A 22,061-nucleotide genomic window follows, 5' to 3' on the forward strand; every position below is an offset into this window, starting at 1 on the left:
CTCATGTCTTCACCGATCACAACAGCAGCAGTTCTCGGCGCCGGTTCCATGGGTGCCGGCATTGCGGCCCTTTTGGCCAACGGCGGAATCAAGGTCCACCTGTTGGACCTTCCGGCTGACGGAGAGGACCGCGACGCGCGCGCCCGCAAAGGCGTGGAAACGCAGGTTAAGCGACACGGTTTCGCGCGGCCCGAGTACGCCGAGCGCGTGACCCCGGGGAATACCGAGGACCACCTGGACCGGCTCGCGGAAGCCGACTGGATCATCGAGGCCGTCTTCGAGGACATTTCCGTCAAGCGGGATACCTACGCCAAGGTCGACGCGCATCGACGACCCGGAACCCCCGTGACCTCCAATACGTCGACGATTCCGCTGGAGACGCTGCTGGGAGAGGCCAGCGATGAGTTCAAGGCTGACTTTGCCATCACCCACTTCTTCAACCCGCCACGCGTGATGCGCCTCGTCGAACTGGTTCAAGGCCCCGACACCCGGCCTGAGGTCGCAGAAACGCTGCGTCAGGTTCTCGAGCGTGACTTGGGCAAGGTTGTCGTTGATTGCCGTGACACTCCGGGGTTCATCGCGAACCGTATTGGATCGTTTTGGATGGGCGTGGGAGCCCAGGTGGCCTTCGACCGTGGCATCGCCCCCGAGCAGGCGGACGTTGCTTTCGGGCGTCCCTTCGGCGTTCCCCGCACGGGCGTCTTCGGTCTCTTCGATTACGTGGGCCTGCAGGTCGCACCCCACATCTGGGGCTCGCTCCTCGCGGCCCTGCCGGCCGATGACGCGATGCAGAACTATGGGGTGACCGACACCGCTCAGTTTAAGGAGCTGTTGGAGAAAGGCTTTACCGGCAGCACGGCAGAATCCGGGTTCTATCGGGGTCGCGACGAAGTTTACGACTTTGCTTCCCATGATTACCGTCCTAAACAGCGCTACGAGGTTCCGAAGAGTGCCCGCGAGCTGATGGAATCGGGCACGCCAGAGGGTGATTACGCTGCTGAGGTCTTCCGCGTCACCCTGCAGTACTGTTGCGACACCGCCGCCGAGATCGCGGACACCGTCGATCAAATCGACATCGCGATCGAGCTCGGTTACGGCTGGAAGAAGGGCCCATTCGCCCTCGCCGACTCCATCGGTCTCGAGTACGTAGCCTCGCTTTTCGACGCCTCCCCGGCACTACTCGAGGCGGCCCGCGCCGCCGGCGGGTTCTACGCTGAAGGCAAGGTTCTGAACACCGATGGGAAGCTGACTGAGCGTGCGAGCCGAGAGGGTGTTGTGCGGGTTGCCGAACTTGTGGCTGACGCCGAGGTTGTCGCCGAAAATGCCGGCGCGACTGTGTACAAGCTACAAGACGGCGTCGGGGTCTTTGTTTACAAGACGCCAATGAACTCCTCCACGGACGACGTCACGGAGTTGTTTACCCACGCGGGCGAGTGGGACTTAAAGGCCCTGGTTATTGTCAACGACGAAGAACGCGCGTTTTCTGCGGGGGCAAGCCTGCCGCGACTGGCTGAAGTCTCCGGACCGAACGGTGACGAGGCCGCCCGTAAGGCGACGATCCGCCAAGGGATCAATGGACTGCATGCGCTGCGCCGCGCCGCGTATCCGGTCGTGGGTGCGGTGCGCGGTGTGGCCCTCGGCGGTGGCATGGAGCTGCTGCTGCACACCGACGCTTCCGTCATCCACGGAGAGACGCGCGTGGGCTTCCCAGAACGCTCCGTCGGTCTCTTCCCGGCCTGGTCGGGGCCCGTTCGGTTGCTCGAACGCCTCCTTGAACTAGGCGTGCCGGACGCCCACCGGGTTGCGTACAACGCGCTGCTCAACGTCAAACCGGTTCCGGCCGTAACCGTCGATTTCTGGCGCGCAGAGGACCGCGTGGTCATGAGCCCGGACCACGTCGTCGAGCAGGCCTTGGAGCTGGCCCGTGAGCTGGCGCCAAGCTACATCGCTCCTGAGGATGCCGAGCTGCCTCTCACCTCCGAGGGACTCGAGTACACCGAGGGCTCCGACACGGACAAAGCAATCGGTGCGGCGTTGGCGAAGGTGTACACCGGTGAGGGCACCGCGACGGAGTCCGAACTGGCCGACCGCCAAGTTGACGCCGCCTCGGACGTTTTGGCACGTCAAGAAAACGCCGACCGCGCCGAGCACACGGCAAAGACGCGCAAGCCGCTGCACAACTAGGCCCGTACTCAACCGTCTGGACACACGCCCATTTCTGAGCCCGCAGCGCGATGTCTCCGGTGTCGTGCGTGGCCCTTCCAGCTCGTTGACCGCGGTCTCGGGCCGGCCTGGGTGGGCATCAACCACTTGAGCGGTAAGGCGCAGTGCTTGTGGCTAATTGACCCCGTCTACGCCGACAAGGATGGGAAATCGCCCAACATGGCGCTTCTGGCGGCGACGAGCCGGACCCTGGGCGGGTTTTTGGACCACGATCCGAACTTCGCCCACCGGTTCAGCCGCAGCCCCTTCTACATGGGGGATAGCCCCGATCGCTATATCTGGTACCGGCAGCAGCACCGCATTGACCGGCTGTCCGACTTCATCAGGGAGGTGCGCGAGGTGACCGACGAGCCCCAGTACGTCTCCCCCCGCCAGGAGTTCTCCAGTGGGCGCGAACTCATCGAGACGGTCAAGGCACGCCGCGAGCAGGCCCAGGCTTTCCGCGCGATCGCCGACGAGATCGAAGTCGAGATGGGCGAGGAGACGGATCGCTACAACCCGGATCTGATCGATGGTGTGCTGGTGCGCTGGATCAACCCGGGACGCGCCGCCCGCGACGAGACAGCCTTCCGCCATGCCCTGAAGACCGCGCACCGCCTGCGTGCGGCGGGGGAGCGGATGACGGACGCGGCGATCATCGACGCCTACGAGCGCGCCTACAACATCGCCCAGCGCGAAGGCGGCGACGGCAGGGCAGCGGAGATGCCGCCGATGCGGGATCGCCAGACCATGGCGCGGCGTGTGCGCGGTTACGCCACCCAGGGCAAGACCGACTCTTACGGCACACCCACCGCCCGCTACGCCACCACAAGCCAGCGCAAAGCCCTGGCCACCATGGGCCGCAGAGGCGGCCAAAAAGCCGCGCAGCGATGGTCGGATCGGGAAAGTGACTATGCGAAGGGCGCACTAACCGAACTTAAAACCGCCAATATGAAGCGAAGCTTTAGTACAGGCGAAAACAAAGGCCGTGTTCTCGCTTACGTGTCTTCACGCAAGAGGGAAGGCTATGACCCTGCGAGCGTAGAGGTAGCAAACGAATTGGGCCTCTCAGTGAGGAGAGTCAATGAGCTACGGAAAGAACTAGGCATCTCTCGAAAGCGAGGGCGGCCCGCTAAGAAGTAATTTAAATAGCGGAGCCGTAAGCAATATACGGTTCCCCTGCCCCCTTGGGCAGTGTGATGTTGTTTTCTTTTTCGGTGAGACAGTAACGGGTTACAGGGGTGCTGCCGGTAACTTCTTCAAAGCGATTGGGCGAGATGCTCGACATGCCCCCAATTCCGTAATACGATAATTGCATGCCTGTTAATATCACAGAGAAGCAGCTGAACGCCTGGGTTGCCGAGGCGGAGGATGGTTATAACGTCGATGCGCTGAAGAAGCGCGGGCGGGGGCGTCCGGGTCGTGGCCCCGAAGCTTCCCAGGTGGTTACGGTTCGTCTCACCCCGGAGGAGTTGGAGGCGCTCGACAGGATCGCAGCCGAAAAGCATCTGTCGCGTTCAGAGATGATGCGCCAGGCGATCACCGCTCTCACCGTGGCATGAGGGTGGCGGCCTCTGCCACCAAGCACGGCATCAGTGAGGAAGACGGCATCCATGCCGCTTTATTTCCAACATGGGTCGCACCCCTTGACGATGATCCCGCGCAATGGCGTGAACTACGTCTCGGGTTTGACACCCACGCCCGACTTTTGGAGACTGTCGTGGTTGTCGCCTCCGACGGGGACGAATTGCTGATTCACGCAATGATAGAGCGGTCGAAATACGTCGATCTCCTTAGGTAACCGCTCGGTGAGTCGACGGTTGCCTAAGGGGCGCCCTTAGAGGGCAGTCGTCACCCGGCAGAACAAGCCGCTTCTCGTCGAACCGCGACCGCTGGCGGATTTCGGCTCCGGGTGTGGCGTTGCTGGATATGGTGGGACGGTGACTACTCCTGCCCCCCAGCGTCTCGACCGCTCTGATATCTGTTCAAGCAGCTCTCATAAAACTGACGGCCCCGGGGAGACCGGGGCCGTCAGTCGATTGTGGTGAAAAACAGAACTTACCCCGTGACAACAGGTCCCGAGGTTTCGCGGGCAGTGCGCTTAGGACGGGGAAGGAAAGACAAACCCACCATGGTCGCACCAAGACCCAGGTGCAGCCAGTTGTTGGCATCACTGAGTGGCACGAAATTCGCTGCGGAGTCATAGTCGATGAACAGTCCGTAGAGGAACAGTCCCAGGTAGATGATGCCACCCCACAACAAATATTGGCGAGCAGAACCTGGGGTACGTGCTAGTGCTATGCCAGCTACGCCGAAGAGAAGGTGGACAATGTTGTGCAGGATCGAGACATGAAAAACGCCCAGCAGCATCGCGTGGCCTTCATGGCCAGCAAACTGCAGATCACCCAGGTTCTGAGTCACACCGGGGATGAACCCGGCAATACCGACCAGAAGGAAAACGATGCCGTAGAGGAGGGCGGCGATTTGGATGGGTGTGCGTTTAGCAGGTGGTGTATGTGTATCGGACTGATTCTTAGTTGTCATAATGGCACCTTTCTGTGATGAAGGAAATTGCCTTATTCCTTGTTGAACTTCTCCTGGACCTTGCCTGCGATCTTTTCTACGGTGTTAGGAAGCTCAGTGGTGCCGTAGAAACGCGCATCGGGGTGAGTCGGCGGTGCCATCGGCACGCCTTCTGGTGGGGTGTCCACGTAGGTGAACTTACCCAGGCCGTCCGGTGCTTCACCTGACGCCCAGGATCCCTCGGACATATGTGCGCCGTCAGAGAAGTTGAGGGCCTGGTAGGAGAACTCCTCGTGCTCCTTGCCCTTGGGGAAGTTGCTGGGGACCGGCAGGGTCTCATTGCCCTCCGCCTGTAGCTCCCGAGCAGCGGCCAGCCACTGGTTTTGGTGCATGGTGTCGCGTGCTAGAAGGAAACCAAGTAAGTCCTTAACTCCGCGGTCATCGGTCATGTGGTACAAACGGGCGACCTGCAGGCGCCCCTGCATCTCGGCGTTGATATTAGAGGTCAAATCCGCCAGCAGGTTGCCACTGGCGGTGACATACGATCCACTCCACGGGTTGCCCATGCTGTCGACTGGGCGGGCGCCGGCACCGGAAACAATGGCTTGTTGTAGATCGGTGCCACCGATGATGGCTGCCACCGCTGGGTCCTCCTGGATGGCTTTCTCGGTGATGCCCAGCGGAGCTTTCTCCAGCAGTTGGGCGACCATAGTCGCCAGCATCTCGATGTGGCCGAATTCCTCGGAGGCCGTGGCAAAGAGCAGATCACGGTACTTACCCGGGATGTGAGAGTTCCAGGCCTGGAAGCTGTACTGCATGGCCACGGTAATCTCACCGTATTGACCACCGATCACCTCTTGGAGCTTGCGGGCGTAGACAGCGTCTGGTTTTTCTGGTTTTGCTGGGTACTGCAACGTCTGCTTGTGAAAGAACATGTTGTTATCTCCTTAAAAATAGTCTTCGGAGTTGCCACCTCTCCTGTAACTGGCAAGGATTTAGCAACCAATACTGTGCACCCTCACCGTCTGTCCAAGATTCGACCCTTGGGTGGGAAGAAAACGGAAAGGGCTTCAGTGCTACTGGTCCCTCATGTCACACCCACTAGCTTTTGTGGGTTGCCCCATATTGTATCGATTTCCAGCGGTGCTGTTGCAAAGTTGGGGCAGTAGAAAGACCGGCGTGAAATAATCAGAGCCATGGGCATCTTCTCCGGTCGGCATTTCCCCCGTGACATCATCCTGTGGGCGGTGCGGTGGTACTGCCGCTACGGGGTGAGCTACCGCGATCTCGAAGAAATGATGACCGAGCGGAGTGTGCCGGTCGATCACACCACGATCTACCGATGGGTGCAGAAATACGCCCCTGAGCTGGATAAGCACACTCGGTGGTACCGGCAGGTACCCGACTGGCAGGCCCGGTCCTGGCGGGTGGATGAGACCTATATTCGGGTCGGCGGCACGTGGTGCTATCTCTACCGGGCTATCACCGCCGGTGGGCAGACCCTGGACTTTTATCTCTCTCCGAAGCGCAATGTCGCGGCGGCCAAGCGTTTCCTGGCCAAGACGCTGCGATCGAATACGACAGCCGGGTCCCCGCGGGTCATCAACACCGACAAGGCACCAGCTCTGGCCAAGGCAATATCCGAGCTGAAGGCGGAGGGAATCTGCCCTCAGACGGTGGAGCACCGGCAGGTGAAATACCTGAACAACGTTCTCGAGGGAGATCATGGCCGACTTAAAAGAATCCTGGGGCCGAAGGGAGCGTTCAAAAACCGAATTTCCGCCTACCGGACGTTGAAAGGGATGGAAGCGATGCATTCATTACGGAAAGGCCAGGGGACGATGTTTGCTTACGGGCACCCGAACCCGGACGCGGTGATCGTCAGCCGGATATTCGAGACAGCTTAAGCACCCCGGAGCAAGGACAACTAATGTCTTGAGGTTGGGCTTTTCGACCCTGGCCCAACTTTGCAACAGCACCCCCAGCGCGAAGGCGGCGACGGCAGGGCAGCGGAGATGCCCTCGATGCGGGATCGTCAGACCATGGCTAGGCGTGTGCGTGGTTACGTCACCCAGGGCAAGACCGACTCCTACGGCGCTCCCACCGCCCGTTACGCCACCACAGGATGAGGTCCTGGGCGGTCTCGGACATAGTTGCTTAACCGGTAAACGCGCTGACGCCGGTGATGGACTTGCCCACGATGAGTGACTGCATGGTGTCGGTTCCCTCGTAGGTGTGCAAAGTCTCGGCATCGGCCATGTGCCGCATGACGTCGTTTTCTAACAGGATGCCCACGCCGCCAAACATATCCCGGGCGTTGGCGGCTACGCGGCGGGCAGCTCGGGTGCTGTTGACCTTGGCTAGGGCGGCCTGTTGCTCGGTAATCGTTCCGGCCTCCTCAAGCTCGAGCAAGCGCTTGCAGAATAAACCGAGGGTGGTCACGTCCATCAGCATGTCTGCCAGGCGCTGTTGGATGACCTGGTTTTTGATCAGGGGACGGCCAAACTGGATACGCTCCGAGGCGTATTTCAAGGCCTTTTCGTAGCAGTCAACCGCTAAACCGAAAGCGCTCCAGGCGACGCCGATACGCGTGGCCATGAGGACCTTGGCCGCGTCGCGGAAGGAGCGGCAACCGGGCAGGCGGCGGTCGTCGGAGACGCGGACGTTGTTGAGCTTGATGTGTGCCTGAGGGATACCGCGCAGGGCGGCCTTGCCGGTGATGGTCTCGGCCTCGTACCCGGGGGCGTCCTGGTCGACGATGAAGGCTCCGACATTGCCGTCCTCCATGCGCGCGTACACCACCGCGATGTGGCCGACGGAACCGTGGCCGATCCATTTCTTTTCCCCGTTAATAACCCACTCGTCGCCCTCCTTCACAGCGGAGGTTTCCAAGCCGATGGAATCGGAGCCATGATCGGGCTCGGTCAACGCAAAGGCACCGCGGATCTCCATCTTGGACATGGGCTTTAGGTATGTCGCCTTCTGTTCCTCGGAACCAAGCATGTTGATGGACTGCATGGCTAGTCCTGCTTGCACACCCAGGGCAGTGGATGTGGACGCGTCGAGGCGCGAGAGCTCGAAGCCGATGAGGCGCTTCGCGCGGATGGACATCTCGGGTTCACCCTCAATGCTGATGCCGTCACGGATCAATCCTCGACGGGCGGCTTCTTCGACACCGGGGATGTTGTACTCAGCTTTTTCCCAAGCCTCGTTGATGCCGGGGCGCGCCCAGTCGGCGAATTCGCGGGCCTTCTTCCACCACTCGAGGTCTGCGCCGTCAACATCGGCGAACAAGGCGTAGTAATCGGTGCGGGGATCCAGGGGGATGTCCTGAAACTCCTTGAATGCGGGTGCGTCACCCATGAGTGCCCTCCAAGCGTGTTAGGTAGATCGTTCTCTCATTGTATTGTGACGCACCTCGCACCTAAATGCAACGGATTCGTAGCGACAATTTTTCCGGCGCCTCACTCCCCGGGCCAGGGCACCTCGCGCAGCTCGCGGCGCAGGATCTTCCCGGTCGGGTTCTTTGGGATCGCGTCGATGAACTCCACCGCGCGCACCTTCTTGTAGGGGGTGACGCGCTCCGCGACCCAGTCCATGAGCTCCTCGGCAGAGGGATCGGAGCCTTCACGCTTGACGACGAACGCGCGCGGGATCTCCAGGCCGTCGCGCTCGGCGCCGACCACGCCGACGTCGTTGACGTCCGGGTGGGTCAGCAGCAGGGCCTCCAACTCGGCGGGGGCCACCTGGTAACCCTTGTACTTGATCACTTCCTTAGCCCGGTCGATGATGCGCAGGCCGCCGTCCTCGCCGACGCGGGCGATGTCGCCGGTGCGCAGCCAGCCGTCCTGCACGAGGGTCTTCCCGGTTGCCTCCGGGTTGTCGAGGTAGCCCTGCATGACCTGCGGGCCGCGCACGAGAACCTCGCCCTCCTGGCCCTCCTCGACGTCCTCGAGCGTCTCGATGTCCACGAGGCGGATCTCCGTGTTGGGAGTGGGCTTGCCCACGCTGGAGTAGTCGGCGTCGCCGTGCAGGTTGAGCGCCACGAGGGGAGAGGCCTCGGTCATGCCCCAGCCCTGCACCACCTTCGTGCCCAACCGGTCCTCGACTGCGCGCATGATGGGGGCGTCGATAGGCGCGGCACCGCTGACCATCAGCTTCGAGTCGGCAAACCAGGTCGGGTCGATCTCCGGGCCCTTCGCCATGGCGATGGCCATCGGGGGCGCGATGAAGGTGAGCTCGATGCCGTGCTTGGCGTGGGCGCCTAGGAAGAGCCCGATGTCGAACTTGGGCATGGTGAAGATGTGGTGGCGGCGGTACAGCGGGCCGAGGAGGAGCACGGTCAGCCCGTAGATGTGGGAGAAGGGCAGCACGCTCAGGGTGTTCGCCTGGGGGCGGATGCCGCTGAGGTCGACCATGGCGTCGACCTGCAGGATGTTGGACACCAGGTTGCCGTGCGAGAGCTGCACCCCCTTCGGTAGCCCGGTCGTGCCCGAGGAGAAGGGGACGGCGGCCATGGAGGCGGGGTCGATGCGCAGCTCCGGGGCCGGGTGGCGGTGCTGCGCGATGGACTGCAGCTCCATGGAGAAGATCTGCGGGATCTGCTCGAGGTCGGTCGGGCCGATAAACAGCTTGGAGCGCGAGGCGGAGACGATGTGCTCGACGTCCGCCTGATTCATCAGCATGCCGATGGGGTTGACGGTGGCGCCGGCATGCATGATGCCGAGCAGGCCGGCCGCGTAGTTGATCGAGTTGGGCACTTGGAGGGTGACCACGTCGCCGGGTCCGATGCCGCGGGAGGCGAGCTCACCGGCGATCGACTCGGCGTAGGCCTTCAGCTCGGCGTAGGTCGCCGTTGTCCCCGTGGACAGCTCGGTGACGGCGGGCAGTGCCGCGTCCTCCTCGGTCAGGCCGCCGAAGATGAGGTCGAAGACGTCCGTGTCGGGGATCTCGAGGCTAGGGTAGGGGCTGGGGTAGATCAACGGAACCTCCCGGTATGTGATGTGGGTCGCACTGTTCTTACAGGTGTAGCACACGCAATATCGGGCGAGGCATTCTTTCGCTTGCCGACGCCCGTGGCAGCCGCGCCCGGGTCCCGCATTCAGTAATGTGTGGAACCATGACTGAACGCACTCTCATCCTGATCAAGCCGGACGGCGTCGCCAACGGCCACGTCGGCGAGATCATCGCCCGCATCGAGCGCAAGGGCCTCAAGCTCGTCGAGCTGGACCTGCGCACCGCCGATCGCGAGACCGCCGAGAAGCATTACGCAGAGCACAAGGACAAGCCGTTCTTTGGCGAGCTGGTGGACTTCATCACCTCCGCCCCGCTCGTGGCCGGGATTGTGGAGGGGAAATCCGCTATCGCCGCGTGGCGCCAACTCGCCGGCGGGACCCACCCGGTTGAGAAGGCGAAGCCAGGCACCATTCGCGGGGACTTCGCGCTCTCCGTAGCAGAAAACGTTGTGCACGGTTCGGATTCGGCCGAGTCCGCCGAGCGCGAAATCGCCATCTGGTTCCCTGGCAAGTAGCGTCAAACTCAGCGACGCTTCATAGCGACGCGGCCACAGCGCACGGCGCCGTGCATGAACGCTGGGTAAACGAGCAGGGACGGTCGCGTAAACAGTACGCGCACGTGTTGCGACAGGTGGGGACGCGACTTAGGTTGAGCGCATGCCTGACAACTCTCTGCCCCGCCGTTCTTTCATCGTTGGTTCCGGTCTGGCCGCCGCAACCGCGGCGGTAGCCCCATACGCATCCGCACAACAGTCGTCCGAACTCTCGTCCACTGTGACAGGTTCCTCAATCGCAAACGCTCGCCACCTGCCTGGCGCGCCCGAGTCCACTTACTCTCATTTCATGCACGGGGTGGCATCAGGTGATCCCACTCCTGCCTCTGTAATTCTGTGGACCCGAGTGACCGTGAGCCCCGAGGCGACCCCCGGTTCCGGTCTTGGCGCAGACGCGACAGTGGACTGGGAAGTCTCCACCACTCCGGACTTTGGCAATGTCGTCCGCTCTGGAACCGCCACCACGACGGCTAATGAGGATCACACCGTCCATGTGGACCCGGAGGGGTTAGAACCCGGGACAGTTTATTACTACCGGTTCCGCTACAACGATGTGTACTCCACGGTTGGGCGGACGAGGACCGCTCCGGCCTACCACGCCGCCGTCGACGAGGTCACGTTTGCAGTCGCGTCCTGTGCGAACTGGGAAGCTGGGTACTTCGCCGCCTACCGGGACATGGCCGAGCGGGCGGAGCACGACGAGTTCGACGCCGTCGTTTTCCTCGGTGACTACATCTACGAATACGCCACGGGTGGGTTTGTCGGTAAAAGCGGCGTCTCCCGGGTGCATTCGCCGCAAAACGAGACGGTGACGCTGACCGACTACCGGGTGCGACATGGTCGCTACAGGCAGGACCTCGAGTTGCAGCGTGCCCACGCTGCCGTGCCCTGGATTGTGATTTGGGATGATCATGAAACGGCGAACGACTCCTGGCGAGAGGGCGCACAAAACCACACGGAGGCAACGGAGGGACCGTGGCAAGAGCGCCGTAACGCGGGGCAACAGGCCTACTTCGAATGGCTTCCGGTGCGAGCCACCCAGCCCTCGAAGGGGGGTCATCTCTACCGCAGCCTGCAGTTCGGGACGCTCGTCAACCTCACGATGATGGATCTGCGCACGTATCGCGACGCGGACCCGTCGCGCTTTCGCGCCACTGCTGAGGGCCGGGAGATGCTCGGGCCCGAGCAGTTTGATTGGTTGTCGTCGGTGGTGCGCAACTCCACTACTACGTGGAATGTGATGGGGAACTCAGTGATGATCGCCCCGTTAACGCTCGGCATGTTGACCGAAACAAGTTCCGAGGCTGCCTTGGTTAACCGGCTCATCGATGATTTCTCCACTCTCGTGTCGGGTATTCCGATTAACCCCGATCAGTGGGATGGCTTTGTATGGGCACGCAACCGTCTCTTCGAGGAGCTGGCCGCCGATGATGCGAACGTCCTGTTCCTCACCGGCGATATTCACACCGAGTGGGCAAACTCGATCGTCCACAATGGTCGCGAAATCGGGTGCGAGCTCGTGACGTCGTCAATTAGCGCGGCGAACGTGGGAGACACGGTAACGACGTACACGAAGGTCTACTACCCGGAGGACAACCCCGTCTCGCTGCTCGCGGAGAATTTCCTTCATAGCCTCAATCCGGCCGTCAATCACGTCGACCTCGACGCGCACGGCTACGCGGTCGCCCGGATTCGCCCAACCGAGGTGGCGATGGAGTTTTACCGAGTTGCCGACTATGAGGTGCCGGACTCGCCCGTCAACCTCGCCCTGACGCGCCTGTGGAAGGTCGGCGCCGGGTACGTCTAGCCGAACATCCTTGAACCCACCCGCTATCCCGTCCCTTAGTTATAAGTTAAGGTGCATACGAGATGTCGCGACGGGAGAAAGGTGGGACGTGGTTCAACGCACCGAGCAGGCGCGGGCGGCGAGTAAACGCGAGGCAATCCTCCGGGCTGCTACTCAGCTCATGCTCCGCGAGGGGTTGCGGGGGGTTACTCACCGCAACGTCGCGGCCAAGGCTGGGGTTCCCGTGGGCTCCGTCGGGTATTACTACTCCAATCGCGACACGTTGATTACAACCTGTTTCGAATCCATCCACGCGCGACGGGTTGAGCGTGCGGAGAACGTGATGGCCGATCCCCCCGCGCCTGCAGACGCGCAGGCTGTGGCTCGGGCGGTCATTGACATCGTGTCTGCCGGTCACCCGTCGTTGCTGATGGGCTTTTTCGCCGCCTGCGTCGACGCCTACCGTGAAACGGGTGCGGACTCCAGCTCGCAATTGAAAAGGCAGATTGCCGGAACCGCAGAGCTGCTTCTCGCGCTGCTTCGGGGAACCGAGTTTTCCTCCACTGACCCGCACGAGGCGATGGCCGCGCTCGTGGGGGCGACTATTTTGTTCAGCCACGCTGAGCGCGATCCCGTCGCCGCCTCGGAGCGCGCCGTGATCGCCGTCCTGCGCTAGCCAACGGGGAAACGACCCTTTCGCCCTGCTTGTGCCACAATGGTCAGCAGGTGCATCATTCCTGTAGCTACCACGTTCCTTGATCGGGGACTGCGAAGGGGGATGCGCTGGCAGACTTCCATACATTTCCCTGCGACCGCGGGTGTACTGTGCGGCGGCGGCGACGACTTTCTCGCCAGCGCCCGGTAGGCCAGGTCGCGGGCTGCATACTAGGAGAGTGTCCGTGGCACAAAGCGACGAGTCCACAACTAAGAACACGAGTGGGAACGGAGCGACCGCGCCCATTGACCGCTCGATTCTCGCCCAAGCGGGAGCGAAGATCCGCGTCTTCGCGCTGGCCAAACAGCTCGGCCGCCCCTCCAAAGATCTTGTGGTGGCCCTCAATGAGCTCGGAATCGTCAAGGTCGCCCAGTCAACGCTGACTCGAGCGGAGGCCGAACAGCTTCTCGACGCCCTTGAAAACGCCTCAGTCACGTCCGCACCCGCTCTGGCCGAGCCGTTCGAGCCGTTCGAGCCGTCTGAGCCGTTTGAGCCGTCTGAGCCGTCTGGGGTCAACGTGGACGCCGACGAGAAGATCCGGCACCGCGTGCGCAAAGATGTGGAAAACGAGATCCACCAGATCGAGGAGAAGGTCGAAGCGCAGCTCAGCGCGGAAGCGGAGCCGGTGGAGGTGGCGGAGCCGACAGTGAAGGAGGTTCGCGGCGAAGAGCCGGACGACGATTCCGACGAGCTCCTAGAGGATGTCGAGCCAGACGTGACTCCGGCGCCCGCGGGGGGGTTCACCCAGGCACCTATTTTTAAGGCACCCTCCCGCGCCGACCGGCGCCGCGCCCGCCGCGCCTCAACCGCAGCGGAGTCCTCGGAAGAGCCCTCAGCAGAGTCCGTACCAGAGCCCGCTGAGGCGCGGCCGCCCAGGGTTGGCTCGAGGCGTCGAGAAGAAGTGCTCGATCGCGGTCAGGGTGACAGCGAAGATTTCGACGCGGCCGACGCCGCGGACATGATTACGGAACCAAAGCCCATTAAAGGTTCGGCTCGGCTTGAAGCACAACGACGCCGGCGCTCCGAACAGCGCGAGGAGGGGCGCAAGCGCAGCAAGATCGTCTCGGAGGCGGAATTCTTGGCGCGTCGCGAATCCGTCGAGCGCACCATGGTCGTTCGCGAGCGCAACCGCCATGACGGGCCGGGGCGGATCACGCAAGTGGGGGTTCTCGAGGACGGATTGCTCGTCGAGCACTTCGTTACCTCTGAGGAGAACGCGTCGATGATCGGCAACATTTACCTCGGCCGGGTGCAAAACGTGCTGCCCAGTATGGAGGCCGCATTCATCGACATCGGGCAGGGGCGCAACGGTGTGCTCTACGCCAGCGAGGTGGACTGGAAGTCGGCGGGCCTTGGCGGGCGCTCGCGGCGCATCGAACAAGCGCTGAAGTCCGGGGACCAAATCGTCGTGCAGGTTACGAAGGACCCCGTCGGCCACAAGGGAGCGCGCCTGACCACGCAAATCTCCCTCGCGGGTCGGTTCTTGGTGTACGTCCCGGGCGGCCGCAGCGCCGGGATTTCGCGGAAGCTGCCGGCGCCCGAGCGCAAGCGCTTGAAAGACATCCTGGCCGAGGTGGTCCCCGCCAAGGGCGGGGCGATTATCCGCACCGCCGCGGAGGGTGTCCCAGCGGACGCGATCGCAGCCGACGTGACGCGCCTGCATCGCCAGTGGGAGGCGATCCAGGAGCGCGCGGAGAAGGAAAAGAACTCCAAGGGGGCGAAACCCGTCACCCTTTACGAAGAACCCAACCTCCTGGTCAAGGTTGTTCGCGACCTGTTCAACGAGGACTTCACGTCGCTGATTGTCGACGGCTCCCGCCCCTACAACGTCGTGTCTGCCTACCTGGAATCCGTCGCCCCCGACCTTGTCGACCGGCTCGAGCGCTACGACCGCGACGAGCACGGCGGTAAGGACGCGTTTGAGACTTACCGCGTGGACGAGCAGATCCAGAAGGCGCTCGCGCGTTCCGTGTGGCTGCCCTCCGGTGGCACGCTTGTCATTGACAAAACGGAAGCTATGACCGTCATCGACGTCAACACGGGCAAATTCACGGGGTCGGGTGGATCGCTGGAAGAGACCGTGACGCGAAACAACCTTGAGGCGGCCGAGGAAATCGTGCGCCAGATGCGGTTGCGCGACATGGGGGGCATGATCATCGTCGACTTCATCGACATGATCCTGCCCGAGAACCGCGACTTGGTCTTGCGCCGGTTGAAAGAAGCCCTGGGCCGGGACCGCACGCGGCACCAGGTGTCCGAAGTCACCTCGCTTGGCTTGGTCCAGATGACTCGCAAGCGGTTGGGCACGGGCTTGCTCGAGACGTTCTCCACCGAATGCGAGTGCTGCGGGGGGCGGGGCATCATCCTTGCCGAGGACCCCGTCGATGCGGATCATGCCGCTGAGAAGGCCGCTGAAAAGGCCGCTGAGCGCGTGGCCCAGCGCTCCGCGCCGGCTACGAAGGAGCCTGAGGTCCCGGCCATCCCCGCCGAGCGGGACGAGGAGGATCTCCGACGCCTCGCAGATTCCGTGCTGGGGCCCAGCCCCGAGGAAGGCGAGGCAGAAAAAGAGGTAGAGACAGAGGAACGCCGCCAGGGCCAGCGCGGACGCCGCCGCGGGCGCCGGGGCAGCGGGCGCGGACGCGGGGGTATGGCTCCGGAGTCAGGCTCGGAGACGTCGTCAAGCGAAAATGCCCCGAGCGAAGATGCCCCGGTTGAGGAGTCCGAGAAGGCCTACGAGCAGGCGGTTGCCGAATTCGAAGCCTCGCCGCGGCGCAAGCGCCGCACCCGCGGAAACTCCCGCTCCGACCACGCGCCGCGGAGGGAAGAGTTTGAATCTGGCGGTGACTCTCGCGAGGACACGGGCGCCGCGGAAAGCAGCGAGGAGCGCGCCACCGTGCCCCGAGAGAGGCGGGTGCGCCGTCGCGCCACTCGGCGCAGTGCCGCACGAAGCGCCGCGCCGATCCAGGGCCAGGCAGTGCAGGTTAAGGAGACACAGGGTACGTCGGCGCACGATGCCCGTTCGGATGCCCGTTCGGATGCCCGTGCGGATGCCCGTTCGGACGGCTCGGCCCGCAGCGGTGAGGGCAAGCCGCAGGGCCGGGGGAGGCGTCGGGCGACTCGGCGCAGCTCGGCCCGGTAGCGGCCCGGTAGCGGTTTGGATTTCTAGACCTCCCCGGTGTAGCCTTGGGCAGTCGCTGCTTTGGGGCGCGTCCGCCTTGATGCCCACGCATGCGGGCACGGCGGGCTCTAGGTGTCGCCCCCAAGGCGCTCAGAATTTTTCCGTCCACACGCTTTCGCCGCATGCCGGAAGCGTACGAGTTAGATAAGGGGTAACCCTCTATGTACGCGATCGTCAAGACCGGCGGCAAGCAGTACAAGGTTGCCGAGGGCGACGTTGTCCGGGTCGAGAAGATCGAGGGTGAAGCAGGCGACAAGGTTGCACTCACCCCGGTTCTTCTCGTCGACGGAGCAAACGTGACCTCCGGCGCGGATGAGCTGGCCAAGGTCAGTGTCGAAGCCGAGATCGTCGAGCACGGCAAGGCCAAGAAGATCGACATCCTGAAGTACAAAAACAAGACCGGTTACAAGGTCCGCCAAGGCCACCGCCAGAAGCTGACCGCCGTCAAGATCACTGGCATCAAGTAAGCCTTCCCACCTAAGGAGAGACAACAATGGCACACAAGAAGGGTGCATCAAGCTCCTCGAACGGTCGTGACTCTGAGTCCAAGCGCCTCGGCGTGAAGCGCTTCGGTGGCCAGCAGGTCAAGGCCGGCGAGATCCTCGTCCGCCAGCGCGGCACCAAGTTCCACCCGGGCGACAACGTCGGCCGCGGTGGCGACGACACCCTGTTTGCGCTGTCCGCTGGTGCCGTGCAGTTTGGCATCAAGAAGAACCGTCGTGTCGTCAACATCGTCCCCGCCGATGGCGAGGGCGTTGCAGCCGAGGTCCTCGAGGCCGCTGAGGCTGCGGGTGTTGTGCCCGAAGGCGCAACCGCCTAAGACGTTCCCAACAGTGGCACCGTGGCCTCCGGCCGTGGTGCCACTTTTGCATTACCGGGCGGGGTGCTTTCGCGCCCGCCCTCAGTAGAATCGCCCCCATTACCCCGACCACGAAAGGTGGAACCCAGTGCAATTCGTCGACCGGGCGCTCCTGCACCTCCAAGCAGGGGACGGTGGGCACGGTTGTGTCTCCGTCCACCGCGAGAAGTTCAAGCCACTGGGCGGGCCGGACGGTGGAAACGGCGGGCACGGGGGAGATATCGTCTTCGTTGTTTCTCCGCAGGTTCACACGTTGCTGGATTTCCAGTTCCGCCCCCACCTGAAGGCGAAGCGGGGAGCCAACGGCGAGGGTGACCACCGCAACGGTGCGAGGGGCGAAGACCTCATCCTCGAGGTCCCGGTGGGGACCGTGGTGCGCGACGCGGAGGGGGAAATTATCGCCGACCTCACTGTGCCCGGCTCACGCTTCGTCGCGGCGCAGGGTGGCTTCGGCGGGCTGGGCAACGCGGCCCTGGCCACCGCGAAACGCAAGGCCCCGGGGTTTGCGCTCAAGGGGGAGCCGGGGGAGGCGCACGAGCTGATCCTCGAGCTCAAATCCATGGCGGACGTTGGACTCGTTGGGTTCCCCTCGGCCGGCAAGTCCTCGCTCATCTCAGTGCTTTCAGCTGCGAAGCCCAAGATTGCCGATTACCCCTTCACCACCCTTCAACCCAATCTCGGTGTGGTCAATGTTGGGCACGACACGTTCACCGTCGCGGATGTGCCCGGTCTGATCCCGGGCGCGAGCCAGGGCAGAGGTTTGGGCCACGACTTCCTCCGTCACATCGAGCGGACGGCGGTTCTCGCGCATGTGGTGGACGTAGCGACGTCAGAACCGGGCCGCGACCCAGTTTCTGACATTGAGGCGATGGAAAAGGAGCTCAACGCCTACGCCGCGGAACTCGATCACGATTCTGGGCTTGGGGATTTGCGGCAGCGTCCCCGCATGATAGTGCTAAACAAGCTCGATGTGCCGGAAGCCCGCGAGTTGGCGGACTTCGTAGAAGATGAGCTGCGGGAGCGTTTCGGGTGGCCTATGTACAAGATCTCCGCGGTCACTCGCGAAGGTCTGGACGAGCTGACGTGGGCACTCTTCCGCGTCGTGCAGGACGCGCGACGTGCCCGGTCGACGCAAAAGGCTGTGGGAGCTCCGGGTGAGATCATCAGGCCCCGTCCCGTTGACGCGCCTCACGAGGGCGTCGTTGTCTCGCGCGACCCGGAATACCCGGAGGGGTGGATCGTCACCGGAGACAAGGCGGAGCGTTGGATTCAGCAGACCGACTTTGAAAACGACGAGGCGGTGGGCTACCTGTCTGACCGCCTGAACAAGGTGGGAGTGGAAGACCAGTTGCGCAAACTGGGCGCGCAGGAAGGCGACACCGTCACGATCGGGGAGATTTCCTTCGAATGGGAGCCCACGCTTGCTGGCGACCCGACCATGGCTGGCCGCGGCCGCGACGCGCGGTTGAACGGTACAGACCGCGCCTCCGCCGCCGAGCGCAAGCGTGCCTCACAGGCTCGTCGCGGTCTTATCGACGAGTTCGACTACGGTACCGACGAAGCTGCGGAGCGGGAGCGCTGGCAGGGCTGACATGGCATCTTCCTTAACGCAGGACGAGCTGCGGGCACACATTGCCGGGGCGCGCAAGATCGTGGTGAAGATCGGCACGTCATCGCTTGTCGACGCCTCCTTCGCCGTCAGCCCCGCAAAGATCGACGCCATCGTCGACGCGTTAGAAGTACGCATGGCCGCGGGCAGCGACGTCATCGTTGTGTCCTCAGGAGCGATTGCCGCGGGGATGGCTCCGCTGGGCCTGACCGCCCGCCCGAACGACCTGGCTACGAAGCAGGCCGCGGCGGCGGTGGGGCAGATGCACTTGGCCCAAGCGTGGGGGGCGTCCTTTGCCCGGTACGGGCGCACGATCGGGCAAGTCCTGTTGACGCAAGCGGACGCGGGCCGCCGCGACCGGGCCCGCAACGCTCAGCGCACGATCGATCGCCTGCGGCAAATGGGTGCGGTGCCGATCGTCAACGAGAACGACACGGTGGCCACGTCCGAGATGCGCTTCGGTGACAACGACCGGCTGTCCGCCATCGTTTCCACTCTCATCGCGGCCGATGCGCTTTATTTGCTTTCCGACGTCGACGGCCTCTACGACCGCAACCCCGACAGTCCCGGCGCCCACCTCATCACCGAGGTGCGCTCGGGCCACGACCTCGCACGAGTCGCCGCCGGAGACGGGGGTGCGCTAGGAACTGGTGGCATGGCCGCGAAGGTTTCCGCGGCACGCCTTGCCGCGCGAGGTGGCGTGCCGGTTCTGTTGACCTCCGCTGCCGTGATCGGTGGCGCGCTTGCTGACGCCCAGGTGGGCACTGTTTTCCACACGAGGCCGGAGTCGCGTCTGTCCGCCTGGAAGTTCTGGGCGCTCTACGCGGCGGATGCCGAAGGAGTGCTACGCCTCGACGCGGGCGCTGTCGAGGCCGTCACCCGCGGCGGGACGTCGCTGCTCGCGGTCGGGATCACCGAGGCCGAGGGCGATTTTCACCGAGGCGACATCGTGGAAATCCTGGGCCCCGGCGGAGAGGCGATCGGCCGCGGGGAGGTTGCCTACGACGCAGGAGAGCTGCAATTCATGCTGGGGAAGCAGACCAGCGAGCTGGAGCTGAGCCAGCGTCGCCCCGTCATTCACGCGGACTACCTATCTAACTACGCCTCTCGGCTCTAGCCCCAGCTAAGGTGAGTCGCATGAACGCTCCCACCGACGTTGTCGCGATGGCCAAGGCAGCCAAAGGCGCCGCCGTTCACCTTGCAACCTTGCCCGCGCCTGTCAAGAACGCAGTGCTTGTCGCCGCCGCCGAGGCCCTGATCAGCCACAGCGATGACATCGAGCGTGCCAACGACGCCGACCTCGAGGCGGCACGTGCGGCAGGATGGAACCACGCGCTGCTCGACCGGCTCTCGCTCACCCCCGCGCGCATCGAGTCGATGGCTGCTGGCTTGCGCCACGTAGCCGACCGAGAAGATCCGGTGGGGCAGATCGTGCGGGGCCGCACTCTGGACAACGGACTAGTGATGCGCCAGGTCCGTGTCCCCCTCGGGGTCGTCGGGGTGGTCTACGAGGCGCGCCCCAACGTCACGGTGGACGTCTTCGGCCTAACGCTGAAATCGGGCAACGCCGCGTTGCTGCGCGGTTCGAAGTCTGCACGGCAAACAAACGAGGTGCTCACGGGCATCCTGCAAGACGTCGTCGAAGCCCACGGTCTGCCGCGGCAGACCGTCCAGCTCCTGGGTTGCGAAACCCACGAAACCGTGCGGGACCTTGTCACGGCGCGTGGCTTCGTCGACGTCGTCATTCCTCGCGGCAGCGCGCGCTTGATCGACGCGGTCGTGTCCTCGGCAACCGTCCCCACTATCGAAACAGGCACGGGTAACTGTCACTTCTACATCGACGCCTCGGCCAGCCTCGACAGCGCCATTGCCATGCTGCTCAACGGCAAGACTCGGCGCGTGTCCGTATGCAACGCCACTGAGACGGCGCTTCTCGACGCCGCGCTGCCCGACCCCGACAAACTCCGCATCGTCGAGGCCCTACAGGGCGCGGGCGTGGCGGTGCATGGTGACGTCGACAAGCTTTCTGCTTTCGGCGCACGTGACGTTATCGCTGCTGACGAGGCCGATTGGGCCGGGGAATACCTATCGATGGACATTGCTGTCGCAGTGGTTGAGGGGGTGGACGGGGCGGTTGAGCATATCGCGCGGTGGTCCACGGGCCATACGGAGGCAATTGCCGCGCGGGACGCGTTCGCGCTGCGGGAGTTTGCCCAGCGAGTCGATTCTGCCGCGGTCATGCTTAACGCGTCTACGGCGTTCACGGACGGGGAGCAGTTTGGCATGGGAGCGGAGATTGGAATCTCGACGCAGAAGTTGCACGCCCGCGGCCCGCTGGGACTGCCCGAGCTCACCAGCACGAAGTGGATCCTTGAGGGGACAGGGCAGACCCGGCCGTGAGCGCGGAGGAGAAGACTACTGTGTCACGGATCGGCATCATGGGCGGCACGTTTGACCCCATCCACCACGGTCACCTCGTCGCGGCGAGCGAGGTCGCGGACCGATTCGACCTTGATGAGGTCTTGTTTGTGCCCACGGGGGAGCCGTGGCAAAAATCGGGCCGGCAGGTCAGCCCCGCCGAGCACCGCTACCTCATGACAGTCATCGCGACCGCGTCGAACCCCCGCTTTAGCGTGTCGCGCGTTGACATCGACCGTGGTGGGGCGACCTACACTATTGACACGCTGCGTGATCTGGCGGAGCGCCGGCCGGGTGCGGAGTTGTTTTTCATCACGGGTGCGGACGCCCTGAGCTCAATAATGTCGTGGCACGACTGGGATAAAATGTTCCGCCTCGCGCAGTTTGTCGGGGTGACCCGGCCGGGTTACGACCTGCGGGAGGACATGCTTCCAGCGGAGCACCAGGAGAGAGTGCACCTCATCGAGATCCCGGCCATGGCGATTTCGTCCACGGATTGCCGGCAACGCGCGGCTGAGGGCCGGCCCGTTTGGTACCTTGTGCCGGATGGGGTGGTGCAGTACATCGCCAAAAACAAGCTGTACCATGCCACGTCCGGCGGGGTCGAAGTGGCACACAAGGCCCCCGACATGTGACAATGGCAGGGAAAATGTCAGAAAAGCCCCACCCAGAAGTGTCTGACGTATCTAACTGAGCAAAAGGAACTGTGTCATTTGACTGCTCTGCAGACTTCGCGCGACCAAGCCGCCATCGCAGCGCGCGCGGCGGATGAGAAACTCGGCCGCAACATCGGCGTCATTGATGTTTCCGATGTCCTCGGCATCACTGACCTCTTCGTCGTCGTTTCCGCTGACAACGAGCGTCAGGTCCGCGCTATCACCGAAGAGGTCGAAGCCGAGATGACCAACGCTGGGCTCGAGCCGAAGCGTCGGGAGGGCAACCGCGAGTTGCGCTGGGTGTTGTTGGACTACGGTTCTATCGTCGTCCACATCCAGCGCGACGCCGAACGCGATTTCTACGGCCTGGACCGGCTGTACGCCGATTGCCCCGTCGTGGAGATCGACGGTCTTGAGCCCTACGAGCGCCCGTCATCCTTCGACGGTGACGTCGATATCCGCTCTGTGGGCGCGATCGAGGATCTGCCTTTGGCCGGCGAGGGCCCGGACGAGCGTCCCGACGAATACGCGCTGTAGCGGAACTGG

20 protein-coding genes are annotated in these 22,061 nt (G+C 63.3%); 16 read left to right on the forward strand and 4 right to left on the reverse strand.

What is annotated here, in order from left to right; translation table 11 throughout:
• The first annotated feature begins 3 nt into the window (after nt 1-3).
• The 3 genes from CAPI_RS03065 (at nt 4) to CAPI_RS03075 (ending at nt 3,764) form a co-directional block, all read left to right on the forward strand.
• Nucleotides 4-2,184 carry a 3-hydroxyacyl-CoA dehydrogenase/enoyl-CoA hydratase family protein gene (locus CAPI_RS03065; RefSeq protein ID WP_018016572.1) on the forward strand — a complete coding sequence of 727 codons (2,181 nt, stop codon included), beginning with the start codon at nt 4-6 and terminating at the stop codon, nt 2,182-2,184.
• 111 nt (nt 2,185-2,295) lie between these two features.
• Nucleotides 2,296-3,345, forward strand: coding sequence for a replication initiation protein (locus CAPI_RS03070; RefSeq protein WP_051059683.1), 1,050 nt, complete (start codon nt 2,296-2,298; stop codon nt 3,343-3,345).
• A gap of 173 nt (nt 3,346-3,518) precedes the next feature.
• Entirely contained in the window at nt 3,519-3,764 is a 246-nt protein-coding gene (locus tag CAPI_RS03075; protein ID WP_018016574.1) for a ribbon-helix-helix domain-containing protein, read from the forward strand.
• A 496-nt stretch (nt 3,765-4,260) separates the two neighbouring features.
• On the opposite strand, the gene CAPI_RS03085 is transcribed toward CAPI_RS03075, so the two are convergent.
• On the reverse strand, nt 4,261-4,746 hold the full coding sequence (locus tag CAPI_RS03085; RefSeq protein WP_018016576.1) for a DUF4383 domain-containing protein: 486 nt from the start codon (nt 4,744-4,746) through the stop codon (nt 4,261-4,263).
• A gap of 32 nt (nt 4,747-4,778) precedes the next feature.
• On the reverse strand, nt 4,779-5,660 hold the full coding sequence (locus CAPI_RS03090) for a manganese catalase (protein WP_018016577.1): 882 nt from the start codon (nt 5,658-5,660) through the stop codon (nt 4,779-4,781).
• A gap of 261 nt (nt 5,661-5,921) precedes the next feature.
• Between CAPI_RS03090 and CAPI_RS03095 the strand changes: the two genes are divergently transcribed.
• Together CAPI_RS03095 and CAPI_RS03100 are read left to right on the forward strand one after the other, a co-directional pair.
• Nucleotides 5,922-6,632: an IS6 family transposase gene (locus CAPI_RS03095; protein WP_018016578.1), complete on the forward strand. Its 711-nt coding sequence runs from the start codon at nt 5,922-5,924 to the stop codon at nt 6,630-6,632.
• Nucleotides 6,633-6,692: 60 nt separating this feature from the next.
• The gene (locus CAPI_RS03100; RefSeq protein ID WP_245531602.1) at nt 6,693-6,854 is read left to right on the forward strand and encodes a hypothetical protein; all 162 of its coding nucleotides are present in this window, start codon (nt 6,693-6,695) and stop codon (nt 6,852-6,854) included.
• A gap of 28 nt (nt 6,855-6,882) precedes the next feature.
• On the opposite strand, the gene CAPI_RS03105 is transcribed toward CAPI_RS03100, so the two are convergent.
• Both CAPI_RS03105 and CAPI_RS03110 read right to left on the reverse strand, forming a co-directional pair.
• On the reverse strand, nt 6,883-8,088 hold the full coding sequence (locus tag CAPI_RS03105) for an acyl-CoA dehydrogenase family protein (protein WP_018016579.1): 1,206 nt from the start codon (nt 8,086-8,088) through the stop codon (nt 6,883-6,885).
• Nucleotides 8,089-8,189: 101 nt separating this feature from the next.
• The gene (locus CAPI_RS03110; RefSeq protein WP_026156994.1) at nt 8,190-9,707 is read right to left on the reverse strand and encodes an AMP-binding protein; all 1,518 of its coding nucleotides are present in this window, start codon (nt 9,705-9,707) and stop codon (nt 8,190-8,192) included.
• Between the two features lie 137 nt (nt 9,708-9,844).
• On the opposite strand from CAPI_RS03110, the gene ndk reads away from it, so the two are divergent.
• The 11 genes from ndk (at nt 9,845) to rsfS (ending at nt 22,052) form a co-directional block, all read left to right on the forward strand.
• Nucleotides 9,845-10,255: a nucleoside-diphosphate kinase gene (gene ndk, locus CAPI_RS03115; RefSeq protein ID WP_018016581.1), complete on the forward strand. Its 411-nt coding sequence runs from the start codon at nt 9,845-9,847 to the stop codon at nt 10,253-10,255.
• A gap of 142 nt (nt 10,256-10,397) precedes the next feature.
• Nucleotides 10,398-12,101, forward strand: coding sequence for an alkaline phosphatase D family protein (locus CAPI_RS03120; RefSeq protein ID WP_018016582.1), 1,704 nt, complete (start codon nt 10,398-10,400; stop codon nt 12,099-12,101).
• An 88-nt stretch (nt 12,102-12,189) separates the two neighbouring features.
• A complete protein-coding gene (locus CAPI_RS03125; RefSeq protein WP_018016583.1) occupies nt 12,190-12,756 on the forward strand; it encodes a TetR/AcrR family transcriptional regulator in 567 nt (188 codons plus the stop codon).
• A 223-nt stretch (nt 12,757-12,979) separates the two neighbouring features.
• Nucleotides 12,980-15,934 carry a translation initiation factor IF-2 N-terminal domain-containing protein gene (locus tag CAPI_RS03130; protein WP_018016584.1) on the forward strand — a complete coding sequence of 985 codons (2,955 nt, stop codon included), beginning with the start codon at nt 12,980-12,982 and terminating at the stop codon, nt 15,932-15,934.
• 200 nt (nt 15,935-16,134) lie between these two features.
• A complete protein-coding gene (gene rplU / locus CAPI_RS03135; protein ID WP_018016585.1) occupies nt 16,135-16,440 on the forward strand; it encodes a 50S ribosomal protein L21 in 306 nt (101 codons plus the stop codon).
• A gap of 26 nt (nt 16,441-16,466) precedes the next feature.
• Entirely contained in the window at nt 16,467-16,793 is a 327-nt protein-coding gene (gene rpmA, locus CAPI_RS03140) for a 50S ribosomal protein L27 (protein ID WP_018016586.1), read from the forward strand.
• A 127-nt stretch (nt 16,794-16,920) separates the two neighbouring features.
• A complete protein-coding gene (gene obgE / locus CAPI_RS03145) occupies nt 16,921-18,423 on the forward strand; it encodes a GTPase ObgE (protein WP_018016587.1) in 1,503 nt (500 codons plus the stop codon).
• A gap of 1 nt (nt 18,424) precedes the next feature.
• Complete coding sequence (proB, locus tag CAPI_RS03150) at nt 18,425-19,558, forward strand: glutamate 5-kinase (RefSeq protein ID WP_018016588.1); 1,134 nt, start codon at nt 18,425-18,427, stop codon at nt 19,556-19,558.
• Nucleotides 19,559-19,578: 20 nt separating this feature from the next.
• On the forward strand, nt 19,579-20,841 hold the full coding sequence (locus CAPI_RS03155; protein ID WP_018016589.1) for a glutamate-5-semialdehyde dehydrogenase: 1,263 nt from the start codon (nt 19,579-19,581) through the stop codon (nt 20,839-20,841).
• Nucleotides 20,842-20,879: 38 nt separating this feature from the next.
• The gene (gene nadD, locus CAPI_RS03160; protein WP_040356586.1) at nt 20,880-21,494 is read left to right on the forward strand and encodes a nicotinate-nucleotide adenylyltransferase; all 615 of its coding nucleotides are present in this window, start codon (nt 20,880-20,882) and stop codon (nt 21,492-21,494) included.
• A gap of 78 nt (nt 21,495-21,572) precedes the next feature.
• A complete protein-coding gene (rsfS, locus tag CAPI_RS03165; protein ID WP_018016591.1) occupies nt 21,573-22,052 on the forward strand; it encodes a ribosome silencing factor in 480 nt (159 codons plus the stop codon).
• Nucleotides 22,053-22,061 lie beyond the last annotated feature (9 nt).

The sequence above is a fragment of the Corynebacterium capitovis DSM 44611 genome, assembly GCF_030440535.1.
GTDB lineage: Bacteria > Actinomycetota > Actinomycetes > Mycobacteriales > Mycobacteriaceae > Corynebacterium > Corynebacterium capitovis.